General features: G+C 58.5%; 13 protein-coding genes. 7 read left to right on the forward strand and 6 right to left on the reverse strand.

What is annotated here, in order from left to right; genetic code table 11:
- Window positions 1-116 precede the first annotated feature (116 nt).
- Window positions 117-1637: an acetaldehyde dehydrogenase ExaC gene (gene exaC / locus BLQ41_RS08480; RefSeq protein ID WP_090179407.1), complete on the reverse strand. Its 1521-nt coding sequence runs from the start codon at window positions 1635-1637 to the stop codon at window positions 117-119.
- A gap of 407 nt (window positions 1638-2044) precedes the next feature.
- On the opposite strand from exaC, the gene BLQ41_RS08485 reads away from it, so the two are divergent.
- From BLQ41_RS08485 to BLQ41_RS08500, 4 genes are all read left to right on the forward strand, one after another.
- Window positions 2045-3958, forward strand: a complete 1914-nt coding sequence (locus BLQ41_RS08485) for a sigma-54-dependent Fis family transcriptional regulator (protein WP_090179410.1) — start codon at window positions 2045-2047, stop codon at window positions 3956-3958.
- A 201-nt stretch (window positions 3959-4159) separates the two neighbouring features.
- Window positions 4160-5509: a UDP-N-acetylmuramate:L-alanyl-gamma-D-glutamyl-meso-diaminopimelate ligase gene (gene mpl, locus BLQ41_RS08490; protein WP_090179411.1), complete on the forward strand. Its 1350-nt coding sequence runs from the start codon at window positions 4160-4162 to the stop codon at window positions 5507-5509.
- Window positions 5506-6138, forward strand: a complete 633-nt coding sequence (ubiX, locus tag BLQ41_RS08495) for a flavin prenyltransferase UbiX (protein ID WP_090179414.1) — start codon at window positions 5506-5508, stop codon at window positions 6136-6138. The genes mpl and ubiX overlap by 4 nt, the downstream gene beginning before the upstream one ends.
- A complete protein-coding gene (locus BLQ41_RS08500) occupies window positions 6131-6415 on the forward strand; it encodes a YceK/YidQ family lipoprotein (protein WP_090179416.1) in 285 nt (94 codons plus the stop codon). Before ubiX ends, BLQ41_RS08500 begins: the two co-directional genes overlap by 8 nt.
- 9 nt (window positions 6416-6424) lie before the next feature.
- Here the strand turns inward: BLQ41_RS08500 and BLQ41_RS08505 are convergent, their stop codons facing one another.
- The 3 genes from BLQ41_RS08505 to BLQ41_RS08515 form a co-directional block, all read right to left on the reverse strand.
- Complete coding sequence (locus tag BLQ41_RS08505; RefSeq protein ID WP_090179420.1) at window positions 6425-7066, reverse strand: oxidoreductase; 642 nt, start codon at window positions 7064-7066, stop codon at window positions 6425-6427.
- A gap of 27 nt (window positions 7067-7093) precedes the next feature.
- Window positions 7094-8812 (reverse strand): C13 family peptidase, encoded by a 1719-nt coding sequence (locus tag BLQ41_RS08510; protein ID WP_090179423.1) that lies wholly within the window; start codon window positions 8810-8812, stop codon window positions 7094-7096.
- Between the two features lie 104 nt (window positions 8813-8916).
- Window positions 8917-9372: a MaoC family dehydratase gene (locus BLQ41_RS08515; protein ID WP_090179426.1), complete on the reverse strand. Its 456-nt coding sequence runs from the start codon at window positions 9370-9372 to the stop codon at window positions 8917-8919.
- Between the two features lie 196 nt (window positions 9373-9568).
- Between BLQ41_RS08515 and BLQ41_RS08520 the strand changes: the two genes are divergently transcribed.
- Genes BLQ41_RS08520 through BLQ41_RS08530 form a run of 3 tightly spaced genes read left to right on the forward strand, consistent with a single transcriptional unit; the run spans window position 9569 to window position 11245 of the window.
- Window positions 9569-9931 (forward strand): CidA/LrgA family protein, encoded by a 363-nt coding sequence (locus tag BLQ41_RS08520; RefSeq protein ID WP_090179429.1) that lies wholly within the window; start codon window positions 9569-9571, stop codon window positions 9929-9931.
- A complete protein-coding gene (locus tag BLQ41_RS08525) occupies window positions 9928-10644 on the forward strand; it encodes an LrgB family protein (RefSeq protein ID WP_090179432.1) in 717 nt (238 codons plus the stop codon). The genes BLQ41_RS08520 and BLQ41_RS08525 overlap by 4 nt, the downstream gene beginning before the upstream one ends.
- A gap of 10 nt (window positions 10645-10654) precedes the next feature.
- Complete coding sequence (locus BLQ41_RS08530; protein ID WP_090179434.1) at window positions 10655-11245, forward strand: LON peptidase substrate-binding domain-containing protein; 591 nt, start codon at window positions 10655-10657, stop codon at window positions 11243-11245.
- Window positions 11246-11284: 39 nt separating this feature from the next.
- Here the strand turns inward: BLQ41_RS08530 and BLQ41_RS30445 are convergent, their stop codons facing one another.
- Both BLQ41_RS30445 and BLQ41_RS08540 read right to left on the reverse strand, forming a co-directional pair.
- Window positions 11285-12811: a hypothetical protein gene (locus tag BLQ41_RS30445; RefSeq protein WP_157695003.1), complete on the reverse strand. Its 1527-nt coding sequence runs from the start codon at window positions 12809-12811 to the stop codon at window positions 11285-11287.
- Window positions 12812-13187: 376 nt separating this feature from the next.
- Window positions 13188-15002 (reverse strand): hypothetical protein, encoded by a 1815-nt coding sequence (locus BLQ41_RS08540; protein ID WP_157695004.1) that lies wholly within the window; start codon window positions 15000-15002, stop codon window positions 13188-13190.
- Window positions 15003-15070 lie beyond the last annotated feature (68 nt).

Raw genomic sequence — 15070 nt, forward strand, 5'->3', positions numbered from 1 at the left:
ACAGGGTATTGGGGTAAACCAATATTTTGGGGATAACCACAAATCTCTATGGGAGCGGGCTTGCCCGCGATGGCATTCTGAAGGGCGACACAGGAATACCTGTATCGCCCCCGGTTTTAGAAGAAGCCCAGCGGATTGATGTCGTAGCTCACCAGCAGGTTTTTGGTCTGCTGATAGTGATCGAGCATCATTTTGTGGGTTTCACGTCCGACGCCGGACTTTTTGTAGCCACCGAACGCGGCATGCGCCGGGTACAGGTGATAGCAGTTGGTCCACACACGACCGGCCTTGATGGCGCGGCCCATGCGGTAGGCGCGGTTGATGTCGCGGGTCCAGAGGCCGGCGCCCAGGCCGAACTCGGTGTCGTTGGCGATGGCCAGGGCTTCGGCTTCGTCCTTGAACGTGGTGATGCTCACCACCGGGCCAAAGATTTCTTCCTGGAATACGCGCATTTTGTTGGTGCCCTTGAGCAAGGTCGGCTGGATGTAATACCCGGTCGCCAGGTTGCCCTCGAGTTTTTCTATCTTGCCGCCGGTCAGCAGCTCGGCGCCTTCGCCCTTGGCGATTTCCAGGTACGAAAGAATTTTGTCGAATTGCTGCTCGGACGCCTGGGCGCCGACCATGGTGTCGGTGTCCAGCGGGTCGCCACGTTTGATCGACAGCACTTTCTTCATCACGACTTTCATGAAGTCGTCGTAGATCGACTCTTGCACCAATGCACGGGACGGGCAGGTGCAGACTTCGCCCTGGTTGAAGAACGCCAGCACCAGGCCTTCAGCAGCTTTTTCGATGAAGGTCGGTTCGGCCTGCATGATGTCTTCGAAGAAGATGTTCGGCGATTTGCCACCCAGCTCCACGGTGGACGGAATGATGTTTTCAGCCGCGCATTTCATGATGTGCGAGCCGACCGGGGTCGAGCCAGTGAACGCGATCTTGGCGATGCGTTTGCTGGTGGCGAGCGCTTCGCCAGCTTCTTTGCCGAAGCCTTGCACGACGTTCAGTACGCCCGGCGGCAGCAGGTCGCCGATCAGCTCCATCAGCACGGTAATGCCCAGTGGCGTTTGCTCGGCAGGCTTGAGCACCACGCAGTTACCGGCGGCCAGGGCCGGGGCGAGTTTCCAGGCAGCCATCAGGATCGGGAAGTTCCACGGGATGATCTGCCCGACCACGCCCAGCGGTTCATGGATGTGATAAGCCACGGTGTTGCCGTCGATCTCGGCGGCGCTGCCTTCCTGGGCACGGATGCAACCGGCGAAGTAGCGGAAATGGTCCGCGGCCAGCGGGATGTCAGCATTGAGCGTTTCACGCACGGCTTTGCCGTTGTCCCAGGATTCGGTGATTGCCAGCAGTTCCAGGTTCTGTTCGATGCGGTCGGCGATTTTCAGCAGCACCAGCGAGCGCGCCTGGACGGACGTGGCGCCCCAGGCATCGGCAGCGGCGTGGGCGGCGTCCAGGGCTTTGTCGATGTCTTCGGCCGTGGAACGCGGAAATTCGGCAATCGGTTGGCCATTTACTGGCGAGGTATTGGTGAAGTACTGACCTTTGACAGGCGCGACGAACTCGCCGCCGATGTAGTTACCGTACTTGCTCTTGAACGAAACGATAGCGCCTTCAGTACCGGGGTGAGCGTAACGCATAGTGATTTCTCCTTGGCTTTTGTACTTATAAGAGAGAGCGCATGTGCGCTTGCTATAAGCGTAGAGCAAAGGTCGGGCCACTGCCTTGCAGGTCAGGTAAATCAAGGCCTTGCGCTGTTTTTGTCGGACGGGCGGAACGCCGCTGTGACGCTTTTGGTACAGTCGCCGTGACACTTTGTACCGCTTGTGGCACAACCTGTGACCGGGCGGTCTTGCCACCATTGCAATGCCGGCTAGGCTGGAGGATGCTCGCTACAGCCGCATAACCCTTTTAGGAGCTGTCGAGTGCAACGAGGCTGCGATCTTTGATGTTGTTTTTCAGGAGCAAGATCAAAAGATCGCAGCCTCGTTGCACTCGACAGCTCCTACGGGGGCGGTGAAAACCGCTCGGGGAGAACAATAAGAAAATGCACGACAACCATTTGAGTCGCCATGCCCAGCAGGTCCTGACCGTCACTCAGGGCAAATCCCACCTGCACGGCCCGGGCAGCGATCCGTCGATAGCCCGTTCCTGGCTGCGGTGTCTTGAGGACTATCACCTCGACCCCGCTTTGACCATGGCGCCGACGGTGCTGGAGCACGGCCGCGTACTGGAAAGCCGCGAGCGCTTGCAGCAAGTGCTGCACATCGCCGGCAACGAAATGACCAGCCTGCATCAGCAACTTTCCGGCGCCGGCCACGCGGTGCTGCTGACCGACGCCCGTGGCGTGATCCTCAATTGCGTCACCGCGCCCGCCGAGCGCAAGATTTTCGAGCGTGCCGGGCTCTGGCTCGGCGCTGACTGGAGCGAAGCCTGCGAAGGCACCAACGGCATCGGCACCTGCCTGGTGGAACGGCAGTCGCTGACCATTCACCAGGACGAACACTTTCGCGGTCGCCACACCGGCCTGACCTGCTCGGCGAGCCCGGTGTTCGACCCGCACGGTGAACTGCTGGCGGTGCTCGACGTGTCTTCGGCGCGTCACGAGGTTTCGCGTCAGAGCCAGTTTCACACCATGGCGCTGGTCAATCTGTCGGCGAAGATGATCGAGAGCTGCTATTTCCTGCGCTACTTCGACAATCAATGGCTGTTGCGTTTTCACTTGCAGGCCGAGTCCGTCGGGCTGTTCAGCGAAGGGTTGCTGGCGTTTGACGGGGAAGGGCGGATCAGTGCCGTCAATCAAAGTGCCCTGAACCTGCTGGGGCATGGTCGCTGCGGATTGTTGGGGCAGCCGGTCGAGGCGTTTTTCGATTGCTCGCTGGATGAATTGCTCGGCCGCGCGAGTGTGAACGCCAGTGCCAGTTGGCCGCTGCGCACCCGGGACGGGCGGAGTCTGTTTGCGCTGTTGCGCGGGCAGCCACGCAGCATTCCGGTGCCGGTGGTGCAACGTCCGGTGATTGCCGAGCAGCCGCGCCTGTCGGGCATTTGTATTGGCGATATCGCGTTACAGGAAGATTTCCGCAAGTCCCTGCGCGTGTTCGAGCGGGACGTGCCGCTGTTGATCAACGGCGAAACCGGTTCCGGCAAAGAGGCATTCGCCAAAGCCGTGCACCAGGCCAGTCAACGGGCCGAAAAAGCCTTCGTCGCTCTCAACTGCGCGGCCATTCCCGAAAGCCTGATCGAGAGCGAACTGTTCGGCTATCGCGGCGGTAGCTTCACCGGCGCGCGCAAGGAAGGCATGCGCGGCAAGTTGCAGCAGGCCGATGGCGGGACCTTGTTCCTTGATGAAATTGGCGACATGCCGTTGGCTTTGCAGACCCGGCTATTGAGAGTGCTGGAAGATCGTCAGGTGGTGCCGATCGGTGGCGAGCCGGAGCCGGTCAATGTGCGGATCATCAGCGCCACGCACCGTAATTTGCTGGAGCGCGTACAGGACGGCAGTTTCCGTGAGGATCTGTATTACCGGCTCAATGGGCTGGAGGTGGCGTTGCCGGCGTTGCGCGATCGCAGTGATAAATCGCAATTGCTCGACTTTTTGCTGGCTGAAGAGGCGGGCGGTGAGACGGTGGTGATCGATGAGCCGGCACGGCAGGCGTTGCTGGGCTTCGCATGGCCGGGCAACGTGCGGCAATTACGCAATGTGCTGCGCACCTTGGCGGCACTGTGTGATGGTGGGCGGATCGGGCTGGAGGATTTGCCGGCGATGATTCGCCAGGTTCGGCCGTTACCGGTTGTGGCCGTTGAAGAGCCGTCCGAGCATCCTCTGGATGACGCCGAGCGATTGGCCTTACTCAATGCGCTGGAGCAGACGCGTTGGCATATGACCAATACAGCTGAACAGCTCGGCGTCAGCCGCAATACGCTTTATCGAAAATTGCGCAAACACGGCATCGCCAGGTAAACCCGCGTTGCGGCCAATCGCGGGCAAGCCCGCTCCCACATGAGTTGCGGTGTGAGCTCCATTGTCCGAGCGCCGTTGGACCCTGTGGGAGCGGGCTTGGTCTGGGCGGCATTCCGACGATGGCGTCAGTGAGACCGAAACACAAGGTGCGATTTCCCCCTCCCTACGCTAACCTGCGGCCATGTTTTACGAGGTCGACTAATGCACATTCATATTCTTGGTATCTGCGGCACTTTCATGGGTTCGATGGCGGTTCTGGCTAAAGAACTGGGTCATCATGTGACGGGCTCCGATGCCAACGTCTACCCGCCGATGAGCACTCAGCTTGAAGCGCAGGGCATTGAGTTGACCCAAGGCTACGATCCCGCTCAACTCGATCCGGCCCCGGATCTGGTGGTGATCGGCAACGCCATGTCCCGCGGCAACCCGGCCGTGGAATACGTGTTGAACAAAGGCCTGCCTTACGTCTCCGGCCCGCAATGGCTGGCGGATCACGTGCTGCAAGGTCGCTGGGTCCTGGCCGTCGCCGGCACCCATGGCAAAACCACCACCAGCAGCATGCTCGCCTGGGTCCTGGAGCACGCGGGCATGAGCCCGGGCTTCCTGATTGGCGGCGTGCCGCAGAATTTCTCGGTGTCGGCCCGCTTGGGCGAGACGCCGTTCTTCGTCATCGAAGCCGACGAGTACGACAGCGCGTTTTTCGACAAGCGCTCGAAATTTGTTCACTACCGCCCACGCACGGCGATCCTGAACAACCTCGAATACGATCATGCCGACATCTTCCCCGATCTGCCGGCCATCGAGCGCCAGTTTCACCATTTGGTGCGGACCATCCCGAGTGAAGGCCTGGTGATCCACCCGACGACGGAACCTGCCTTGCAGCGCGTCATCGAGATGGGCTGCTGGACACCGGTGCAAACCACCGGGGCCGGCGGTCAGTGGCAGGTCAAGCTGCTCAGCGAAGATGGCTCGAAGTTTGAGGTGATGTTCGAAGGCGTTGCTCAAGGCGTGGTCGAGTGGGACATGACCGGCCAGCACAACGTCGCCAATGCCTTGGCTACGCTGGCGGCGGCTCGCCACGTCGGCGTCGTGCCGTCGATGGGCATTGCTGCATTGAGCGCCTTCAAAAGCGTGAAGCGGCGGATGGAGAAAGTCGCCGAAGTCCGTGGCATCACCATCTACGACGACTTCGCTCACCACCCGACGGCCATCGCCACGACCCTCGACGGGCTGCGCAAGCGCATCGGTGATGCGCCATTGATTGCGATCATTGAGCCTCGCTCCAATTCCATGAAGCTTGGCGCGCACCGCGATGGCTTGCCGGAAAGCGTGGTCGATGCCGATCAGGTGATCTGGTACGCCCCGGCCAACCTCGGCTGGGACTTGGGCGCGACCGCTGCGTTGTGCACCGTGCCATCGATTGTCAGTGATTCGCTGGAAGGCATCATCGAGCGCGTGAAGTCCCAGGCCCAACCTGGCACCCACGTGGTCATCATGAGCAACGGCGGCTTCGGCGGCCTGCACGGCAAGCTGGCCGAGGCGCTCAAATGAACAGCGGCCCGGAACGCATCACACTGGCGATGACGGGCGCTTCGGGCGCCCAGTACGGTTTACGCCTGCTCGACTGCCTGATCCGCGAAGACCGCGAGGTGCATTTCCTGATCTCCAAGGCTGCGCAACTGGTGATGGCCACCGAAACCGACGTCATCCTGCCCGCCAAACCGCAGACGATGCAGGCTTTCCTGACCGAATACACCGGCGCCGCCGCCGGGCAAATCAAGGTGTATGGCAAAGAAGACTGGATGTCGCCGGTGGCCTCAGGCTCCGGTGCGCCAGCGGCGATGGTGGTGGTGCCATGCTCGACCGGGACGCTGTCGGCGATTGCGACCGGCGCCTGCAACAACTTGATCGAGCGAGCTGCCGACGTCACGTTGAAAGAGCGTCGCCAGCTGATTCTGGTGCCGCGTGAGGCACCGTATTCGAGCATTCATCTGGAGCACATGCTCAAGTTGTCGAACATGGGCGTGACGATTTTGCCGGCATCGCCAGGCTTCTATCATCAGCCGCAGACCATCGATGACTTGATCGACTTTGTGGTGGCGAGGATTCTCAACCTGTTGAATATCCCGCAAGACATGCTGCCGCGCTGGGGCGAACACCATTTGAGCAGCGATGAATAAACTGCTGATCATGGTGCTGGCGTTGCAACTGACAGGTTGCGCCACGGCGCGCACCCTTGATGCCGCCAAACCCGGGGCGCCCGTGGTGTACTCGGGGACGCGTCTGGATTTGTATGCGATGAACGGCGGTTGCTGCGCGAAGGACCGCTTTGGCGCCGAAGCGCCAAGCTATCCCGGTGTCGACCTGCCGGCCAGCGCATTGCTCGATACGCTGCTGCTGCCGTTGTCGGTGCTCACGGTGATCGGTGTCAGCTTCCAGGCGACTGGCGGGATGTAGGTGAGGGCTCTACTTACCTAGTTTGCGCAACTCATCCGACTCGACAATCCGCACTCCATCCTGCTCCTCCAGCGCCAGTCGCCACATCGCCCGCGCCAATTGGCAGGCCTCGATGCCGCGGTATTTGCCGGGGATCAGTCGCGACAACGGTCCGGCGATTTGCTCCGCCATACGCGGTTCCAGGCGATCGCCCAGCAGTAATGAAGGTCGGCAAATGGTCAGCTGCGGCCAATTCTGTGCGATCAATGCGTGTTCCATTTCGCCTTTGACCCGATTGTAGAAAACAGGCGACCTGCGATCGGCCCCCAGGGCACTGATTACGATCAGGTGCCGTGCGCCCATTTCCCGCGCACGCTTGGCGAACGCCACCACCATGTCCAGATCGACCGCGCGAAAGGCTTGTTCGGAACCGGCCTGCTTGATCGTGGTGCCAAGGCAGCAGTAGGCGATGTCGACGCGGCCGTTGAGTTGCGGCAAAAACACCGCCGGGTCGCCGACCGGGTTTTCCAGATGGGGATGCTCGGCCAGTGGCCGGCGTGAGGGGGCCAGTACCCTTGAAATCGTTGGCTCATTGAGCAAACGATCAAGCAAATGTTCACCGGTCAGCCCGGTAGCACCGGCAAGCAATACATGCTGAGGCGTCAAGTACATAGTGTTTCCCCCTTGATACTGTTCAGCTTAGTTGCTGTTTGCATCCTTGCTGCTTATAGAGACACTTTGCAGAGCTTTTCGTGCCTGCTGCTTGCGCAAAAGCTGCCAGTGGGAGAGAACGGTTTTCGGTGCCCAGATCTGCGGTTCAGAGGCTTCGAAGCTGTCGGCCAGCTCACGCTCCGCCACCGTGGCCTTGGCCAGTTTGAAGGCTTGCTCTAGGTCGTCGGTCTGGTTCAGCGCCTGGGCGAACAGCGCATCGCCAAAGTAGGTGAAGTTGGCTTCTTCCGAGCAGCCGAAGGACACACGGTCGGCCCTCGATGCGGTCATGATCATCGTGCGTTCGTCCTTGAGTGCGGGGAGGAAACCGCCGGAGTAGCAGGCTGAAATAACGATGATCTTGTCGCGATTCTTCAAGGGGGCGAGCACCGCGGCCAGTTCGTCGGCTGGCAAATCGGCCAGCTCCATACGCGGCTGGTCGAGTACCAGTTCATGTTCGCTGGTGCCGTGGCTGGTCAGGTAGATGAAGATCAAATCTTCCGGGCCGCTGCGTTCGGCGAGGGTCAGTGCGGCGCGGCGCAGGTTTTCCCGGGTGGCCATCGGCCGGTCTACGAGGTGATCGCGATGGTTGACCAGGCGGATCTGGCCGAAGGCGCCGAAGCGGCTATTGAGCATGTTGCTGACGTAATCGGACTCGCGCAGGAACACGCTCTGCTTGCCGTCACCGCCCACGGTCAGGGTGTACAGCTCGACCGCTGGCGTCGAGGCTGGCACGTTGTTCAGTGCGTCGTCGAGCAGGCGACCCTGAGCCAGCAAACCGAGTTCCAGGCTATCGGGCAACAATTTGCCATCGGCATCGCGCACACGCTGACCATTGACCCACGTACCGCTTTGTACCGTGCCGTCCGTCAGCACCAGCGTGCCGCGACCCGAATAGGCGTCTGCGTCGAACTGACCGATGTAGAAGCTGCCGTCGGGCAGGTTCAAACGGCCTTGGCCGCTGAAGCGCCAGTCGCTGAACTGACCGACGTAATGACTGGCATCGGCGCCAATCAACTCGCCCTTGCCGTTCAGCGAGCCTTCTTTGAACTGCCCCAGCCAGACATCGCCGTCGGCATTTTCGTAGCGGCCCTTGCCGTTCAGTTGATTGTTCTTGAAACCGCCGACGTAAATGTCGCCGTCAGCACTGTTGAAAGTGCCGTTGCCTTCCAGTTGCCCGTTGACGAAGTGCCCGGTGAACTGATTGCCGCTGGCATCGCCGCGCTGGCCTTCACCATTGGGTTTGCCGTTGGCGAATTGGCCCTGGTAGGAGCTGCCGTCTTCGAGTTCGAGACGACCGAGCCCTGAATACTGATCAGCCTTGAATTCACCGCGGTAGGTCATGCCGTTTTCTTTGAGCGTACCTTCACCGTCGCGGCGCCCGAGCTTGAATCCCCCGGTGTAGCTGCTGCCGTTGGTGGTCAGCGTGCCTTGGCCGTCGAACAACCCTTGGTTGAATTGTCCGCGATAGACCTCGCCGTTGCTGCCATGCCATTCGCCTTGGCCATGCCATTGGCCCTTGTCGAACTCGCCGGCATACCAGCTGCCGTTCGGGTAATCGACGCGGCCCTGGCCTTGCAGCAGGCCATTGACCAGATCACCGCGATAACGCCCACCGTCCGGCAAGCGGGCATCAGGGGGCAACAGCGATTCGCCATCGCCGCAAGCGGTAAGCAACAGGGTCAAAGTGAGGAGGGCGAGTGAGCGCATAGCGGGATCCGGGCAATTAGGCGACCGAGTATGCCGCAGCTATGTGTCGTATATATAGGGACGCGGCGCGAAACAGCGTCAGCTGTTTCGCAATCAGGCATATATCAGACGAAACAGAGGGACAGCGGCTCGGCAATGTACGCCGGTTTGTCCGATCCTTCGATCTCAAGTGTGGCGGTGGCTTTGAGCAGCCATTGGCCGGGTTTCTTTTCGGTGACCTCGTTCATGTCGACTTTGAGCCGAACCCTGGAGTTGACCTTCACCGGCTGGATGAAACGTACGCTGTCCAGCCCATAGTTGACCACCATCTTGACCCCTTCAGGCAGGACCAGGATGTCTTCCATCAGTTTCGGCATCAGCGACAGCGACAGGAATCCATGGGCGATCGTGCTGCCAAATGGTGTTTGCGCGGCTTTGACCGGGTCGACGTGGATAAACTGATAATCGCCTGTGGCTTCTGCGAACAGGTTGATGCGCTCCTGATCGATGGTGAGCCATTCGGAACGTCCAAGTTCCTTGCCGACATAATCTTTGAGCTCTGCAACGGGAACATAGGGCATTGAGACTCTCCTTGTGTTTCATCGGATTTATAGTTTTTCGAGTGGGGGATTTGACCTCCCTGCGAACCACTTTAGATCAACATGGCAATTTGCTCCGGTCAACTGACCATGCTTTTGGCGAATGCCGATCCATAGCGTTGACGTGCTTATAATGCCCGGCCCCTTTTTTGTGGGGAGAGCGTGGGGGAGAAGCTGGATGTTGTTACGTGGCCTGACGTGGCTGGTGCTGTTCCAATTGCTGGGCACCGCCCTCAATCATTTGTTTTTACCGGTGCTGCCCGGGCCGATTGTCGGCCTGCTGCTGTTGCTGGTGTACCTGATTTCACGCGGGCAAGTCGGCGAGCCTTTGAACCTGGCGGCCAGCAGTCTGCTGCGCTATCTGCCGTTGCTGCTGGTGCCGCCTGCCGTGGGCGTCATGGTGTACGCCAAGGACATCGCCGCGGACTTCTGGGCCATCGTCGGTGCGCTGGTGTTGTCGCTGGTGCTGTCCATGGCGTTTGCCGGGGTGCTGATGCAGCGCATGGTCAAGCGTCATGCCCGTCGCGGAGATCATTCATGATCCTCGATTGGCACGGCGCGCTGGACTCGGTGATTCATCACCCGTTGTTCGGCATTGGCATTACGTTGGGCGCCTATCAGCTGGTGCTGGCGGCGTTCGAGAAAACCCGCTGGATCTTTCTGCAGCCGGTGCTGGTGTCCATGCTGTTGGTGATTGGCGTGCTGACGGTGTCTGGCATCACCTTCGTTGAATACCGCAAGAGCACCGAGATCCTCAGTATCCTGCTCGGGCCGGCGACGGTGGCGCTGGCGGTGCCGCTTTACCTTAATCTGCGGCGGATTCGGCAGTTGTTCTGGCCGATATTTACTACGCTGGTGATAGGCGGCGTGGTCGCCACGGGCATGGGCGTGTTGCTGGGCTGGTGGTTTGGCGCCGAACACATGATCCTCATGACCATGGCGCCCAAGTCAGTGACCTCGCCCATTGCGATGTTGGTGGCCGAGCAGATCGGTGGCGTCGCGGCGCTGGCGGCAGTGTTCGTGTTGATCACCGGCGTGATCGGTGCGATCTTCGGGCCGAGCCTGTTGACCCGGCTCGGGGTGCACAGCCCTGAAGCGCGCGGCATGGCGCTGGGCATGACCGCCCACGCCGTCGGCACTTCAGTGGCCTTGCAGGAAAGTGAAGAGTGCGGCGCCTTCGCGGCGCTGGCGATGAGTCTGATGGGCGTGGCCACGGCGGTGTTCCTGCCGTTGGCGGTGTCGATGGTGGTGTAAGGAATTGTCTATGAGCTTGCCGCTTTTTCCGCTGAACACGGTGTTGTTTCCTGGCTGCATCCTCGACTTGCAGATCTTCGAGGCGCGCTACCTGGACATGATCAGTCGCTGCATGAAACAGGGCAGTGGCTTTGGTGTGGTGTGCATCCTCGACGGCGAAGAAGTCGGCATTGCGCCGGCGGGTTACGCGTTGGTGGGGTGCGAAGCGCTGATCACCGATTTCAAGCAGCAGGACAATGGCCTGCTGGGTATCCGGGTGCAGGGCGGACGGCGTTTTCACGTTTTGCGCTCCGAGGTGCAGCGCGATCATTTGACCGTCGCTGACGTCGAGTGGCTGGAAGATGAGCCTGAGCAACCATTGCAGGACGAAGATGCCGACCTGGTGGCGCTGCTCAAGGCTCTGGCCGAACACCCGATGGTCGAGGCGCTGAACATGGGCACTGAAGCGACCGGACAACAGTCGCTGGCCAATCAACTGGCGTATCTGCTGCCGTTTGCCGAAGTGGACAAGATCGATCTGCTGCAACTCGATGATCCGCAGCAGCGACTGGATGCGATCCAGGCGCTGCTCGATGAGTTGCAGGGTGAGTTGTTCGCCTGATTTCAGGTGATTGATTGCGGGGGCAATTCGAGCGCCGCGTTAGTGCTGATTTTCCGACAGTGAAGGCCAGACAATATCGTTGCCAAACCAGTCCTTGTCGCTACTGAGCAAAAGGACCGGTTTGCCGGCCGCTGCAACTCCGGCAATCAGCCGGTCATACTCATCTTTGTTGTCGGCACCGGAATGTGTTCGTTCTTCTACTTTTCTGGCGTAGGCGTCATCGGTGTCGTCGACGTGATCCTGGAGATCTTTGACTCGCACCGCTTTTTGATGGCTGGAATCAAATACCCAGATCCGATCGGCGCTGATGCCTCGTCTCGAGACTGAAAGCAGTGCTTCCAGATCATCATCGGGGAACCAGTTCGGGCCGTTGGCAGCGCGGTTGAACGCATGGTTTTCTTCGCCCAGTACGAGTTCCATGTTTCGGCTGTCGATTGCATAAACAAACTGGATTTGTTGTTTGTGCCTGGTCGTTTCGTAGTTGCGCTCCAGGTCGAGTTGCAGCGAACTGTCCGATTCTGAGCCGCTGCTGGCGATTTGCGAGTTAGTGGTAGTGGAAACATCGGAAACATCGGAAACATCGGAGGCGTCGGAGTCGTCGCTGGCATCATTGGGTTGCTTGCCCGGGTATTTATTGGTTTGACTGTTGTAAAGCAGATACTCAGGGTCCGGCTCGTCCCCGCCATACATTTTTGCGGCCTTCAAACTCACTGTGACGCTCATGGCTTTTTGGGTGGTTGCATAGGGTTTGTGGTTGTAGCGGGGCAGCATCCAGCCATCATTGGCCAATTCAAATGGCGTGCGTTCATCCCCCCTGAATACAGCAGGGATATCGGTCCGGTACAGGCAGTTGTTTCTGTTTCGCGAGTAGCCAGCCTTTACCAGAAAGCTATCGAGAAACTCGTGGGTCAAACTGAGATGCAGCTCATACAGGCCGGTAGTTGCTGTTCCGTTCCTCAGGTGACGTAGGTTTGGCTCTATTTCGCTGTACAGCAGGTCGTGTCGACGAGGATTGCCCGTATCCCTGCTCATCTGCTTATGCTGTTCAGCCCATTCGGGAATCGTGAGATTTTCCAACATGTCCTTGTGCAGACGCGTTTGCTGTCCCGGGGATAAATTGTAAGACCTTAGAAGTGTTTCCAGTTCGCTGGCTGTTTTGTCTGGATAGAGCGACTGGAGCGGACCGTCGATCAATTGAGCCCGTGGGGTCTGACTCGGTTGCGTACTGCCCGGGCGAGGGCTTGCCGGGGTGTCCTCAACGCTCCGTTGCGGACCTGGAGACTGGACTCTTGGATGTTTGTCGGGGAGGGTCGTTTCAAGCACTGACTCATCGGGCAGGGGGCGTTTCAGCGTGACAGTTTCTCTCGCCTCAGGCCGCTGACTCCAGGTGGCTTCCCCATCGTTTTTGTAAAGCGCGGGTCCTTGCGGCTGCTTTTTGTAAAGGTCTGTCGCGCGATAAGTCCCGATAGCGTCATCGAATTCCACATAGACGGTTCCTTCGTTTTTAACGTCCACAAATTTACGTGCGACGATTGTCCGAAACCCGTGCTCGTCAGGCAGCGGCATGGTCCGCAGCATTGCGGGGCGCAATAGATAGGGGGCCAGACTCGAGTCTGCCGAGGGTTGTAAAAGTTGTCTTGCAGGGATTTGCGTAATGTCCAGTTTCGTAGGCACGGGGACCCCTCTGTCGAGGGTTATTCCGACAGTGGTGCCGCTCCCGTGTTCAGGCCTCACCGGATGGGACGTTTGCCCCTGACGAAAAACGGAGCTGCCTGGCAATGCAGATGGCGGAAGTAGGGCGTCTGGCCCTAAGCGCGGCGGATTGACGTTGATTGTAGGGACGTCAGTAGCAGGAAACTTTGTAGGCGGTTTTATAGGCATGGTAGAGGTGCTCAAATCCGTTTAAGCAAAGAAGTTTTATAGGGTTTATGTAGCAAATGGCTTACGAAGTGGGTTCTACGGTCGGCCAAACAATATCGTCGGAAGATATCGCCTGGTGTTCCGGGAGTTTGATCCCCATGCCTTTGTCGACGACTTGATCAACCAACTGATCATAACGATCCCGGTTATAAGTACCGGTCCAGGTTGCATGTTCTATGGCGTCAGCGTAGTTGCCTGCCTGCTCGTAAACAGCGTTGACGGGAGCGGCATGTGTCAGATCGGAATTGACCAGCCATACCCGGTCGGAACTCAATCCCCTTTTCGATATTGAGATAACGCCTTCCAGCGCGTCAGGCTGGAAGCTTGCCGAGCCATCACTATTGAGATAGAGGTTTTCCCGCCCCGGCACTACCTCAATACCTCGGGTGTCGATCATGTAGATAAATCCAACACGTTGCCTGTATCGGGTGGGTTCATAGTCTCGCGACTTATCAAGCGTAAATGAGCTGTCGGAATCCGAATTCGACGACTCGTTACGGTAGTCCTCGTCAGAATCATCATCATTCCTGCCTTTTGGATACTTTCGCACCCCAGGAAACAGATTGGCCTGTGCGTTGTATCGCAGCTTGTCGTTTTTCGCGTGCCCACCCAGGTTGCTTGCATATTCCTTCGCATCCGACAGGAGAAAAGTAGCGCTTTGTGCTCGTTGTGTGACCGTTTCGGGAAGCCCTTCGCGCGCGATCATTCGCCGATCCCTTGCCAGTTCGAACGGCGTTCGATCATCGCCCCTGAACATGGCGGGAATATCGGTACGGTATAAAAGACCGTGTTTGTTGCGTTGATAACCGATCGACGCGGAAAAATGCTCGAGAAACTCACTGGAGCAATATAAGTCGTGTGGAGAGTAATCGCGTTGCGGTCGACGTCTTAGTTGGGGGGTGACCAGTGCAACCTCTACAGCAATGAGGTCGAATCTTTGAGAATTGTCCGCTTGTGAAGATAAGAGCTTATGAGTTTCCGCCCACGCAGGAAAAGTGCGGGTTTCGTTAATGTCTCGAAGTAAACGTTTAAGTTGGCCACTGCTTAAATTGTACGATTCAAGCAATTCAAAATGTTCGCTCCTCGTCTTGCCCGGGTATAGCCATTTCAATGGTCCATCGATTAACGCATTTCCCGCATCGATAGAGTCGACGGTATCAGGTGTGTTCGACTGAGCGGTCAGGCCAGACTCTGTTTTCTTTGTACTGGGTTGGGAGGCGAGTGACTCCTGCTCCAGAGAGTCCGAGCGCTGCCTGCTGTGTCCGGGTTGCGTCTCTCCAATTGGACGTTGATGTCGATCAGGACTGCCTTCGGGAATCGCTTCTTTTTGACGCCAGGTCAGCGCTCCCTCATTTTTGTACAGCGCGGGACCGGAAGGGAGTTTGCGGTAGAGATCAGTCGCACGGTAGGTTCCGGTGACGATGTCGAATTCCACATGCACGGTTCCCTTATTTTCGACATCAACAAACTTGCGGCCTTTCATCCACCGCAAACCCTGAGCATCGGCGGGTTGCATGCCGCTTAACAGTGCGGGTCGTAGCAGATACGTCTCCAGGCCGTACTGGGCCGCCTGTTCACCGGGTCCAAACCCTGGAGTATCCGAGATCTCCACTCCCGACTGGGATGTCGATACACCTTCGACACTGGTTGCTGCGCTGAGATTACTTTCATCTGGCAGGAATGGCTGTCGACCTTGAAGATGAAAGTCAGGTGAGTTGACGATGTTTGAATGTTGCCTCGTGGGCGTTTCGTTTCCGGGCAATCTGGGTGGCTCCAGCGAGTCAGGTGATAAGTTGACTCCGTCTGGTTTTAATCGATGTGGCGGTTTTGGACGCATGTTGGCGCTCCTCAATGTTAATACTTTGGGGGAATGGAATAAGCGTGGAATGAAGGTTTAAGACGGGA

This window comes from Pseudomonas arsenicoxydans (genome assembly GCF_900103875.1).
GTDB classification, from domain to species: Bacteria; Pseudomonadota; Gammaproteobacteria; order Pseudomonadales; family Pseudomonadaceae; genus Aquipseudomonas; species Aquipseudomonas arsenicoxydans.

Excerpts from the sequence above, each read along its gene's own strand:
- mpl (WP_090179411.1), top strand. The coding sequence starts at position 4,160 with ATGCACATTCATATTCTTGGTATCTGCGGCACTTTCATGGGTTCGATG.
- exaC (WP_090179407.1), bottom strand. The coding sequence starts at position 1,637 with ATGCGTTACGCTCACCCCGGTACTGAAGGCGCTATCGTTTCGTTCAAG.
- BLQ41_RS08515 (WP_090179426.1), bottom strand. The coding sequence starts at position 9,372 with ATGCCCTATGTTCCCGTTGCAGAGCTCAAAGATTATGTCGGCAAGGAA.
- BLQ41_RS08530 (WP_090179434.1), top strand. The coding sequence starts at position 10,655 with ATGAGCTTGCCGCTTTTTCCGCTGAACACGGTGTTGTTTCCTGGCTGC.
- BLQ41_RS08485 (WP_090179410.1), top strand. The coding sequence starts at position 2,045 with ATGCACGACAACCATTTGAGTCGCCATGCCCAGCAGGTCCTGACCGTC.
- BLQ41_RS08500 (WP_090179416.1), top strand. The coding sequence starts at position 6,131 with ATGAATAAACTGCTGATCATGGTGCTGGCGTTGCAACTGACAGGTTGC.
- BLQ41_RS08510 (WP_090179423.1), bottom strand. The coding sequence starts at position 8,812 with ATGCGCTCACTCGCCCTCCTCACTTTGACCCTGTTGCTTACCGCTTGC.
- BLQ41_RS08505 (WP_090179420.1), bottom strand. The coding sequence starts at position 7,066 with ATGTACTTGACGCCTCAGCATGTATTGCTTGCCGGTGCTACCGGGCTG.
- BLQ41_RS30445 (WP_157695003.1), bottom strand. The coding sequence starts at position 12,811 with ATGCCGCTGCCTGACGAGCACGGGTTTCGGACAATCGTCGCACGTAAA.
- BLQ41_RS08540 (WP_157695004.1), bottom strand. The coding sequence starts at position 15,002 with ATGCGTCCAAAACCGCCACATCGATTAAAACCAGACGGAGTCAACTTA.
- BLQ41_RS08525 (WP_090179432.1), top strand. The coding sequence starts at position 9,928 with ATGATCCTCGATTGGCACGGCGCGCTGGACTCGGTGATTCATCACCCG.
- BLQ41_RS08520 (WP_090179429.1), top strand. The coding sequence starts at position 9,569 with ATGTTGTTACGTGGCCTGACGTGGCTGGTGCTGTTCCAATTGCTGGGC.
- ubiX (WP_090179414.1), top strand. The coding sequence starts at position 5,506 with ATGAACAGCGGCCCGGAACGCATCACACTGGCGATGACGGGCGCTTCG.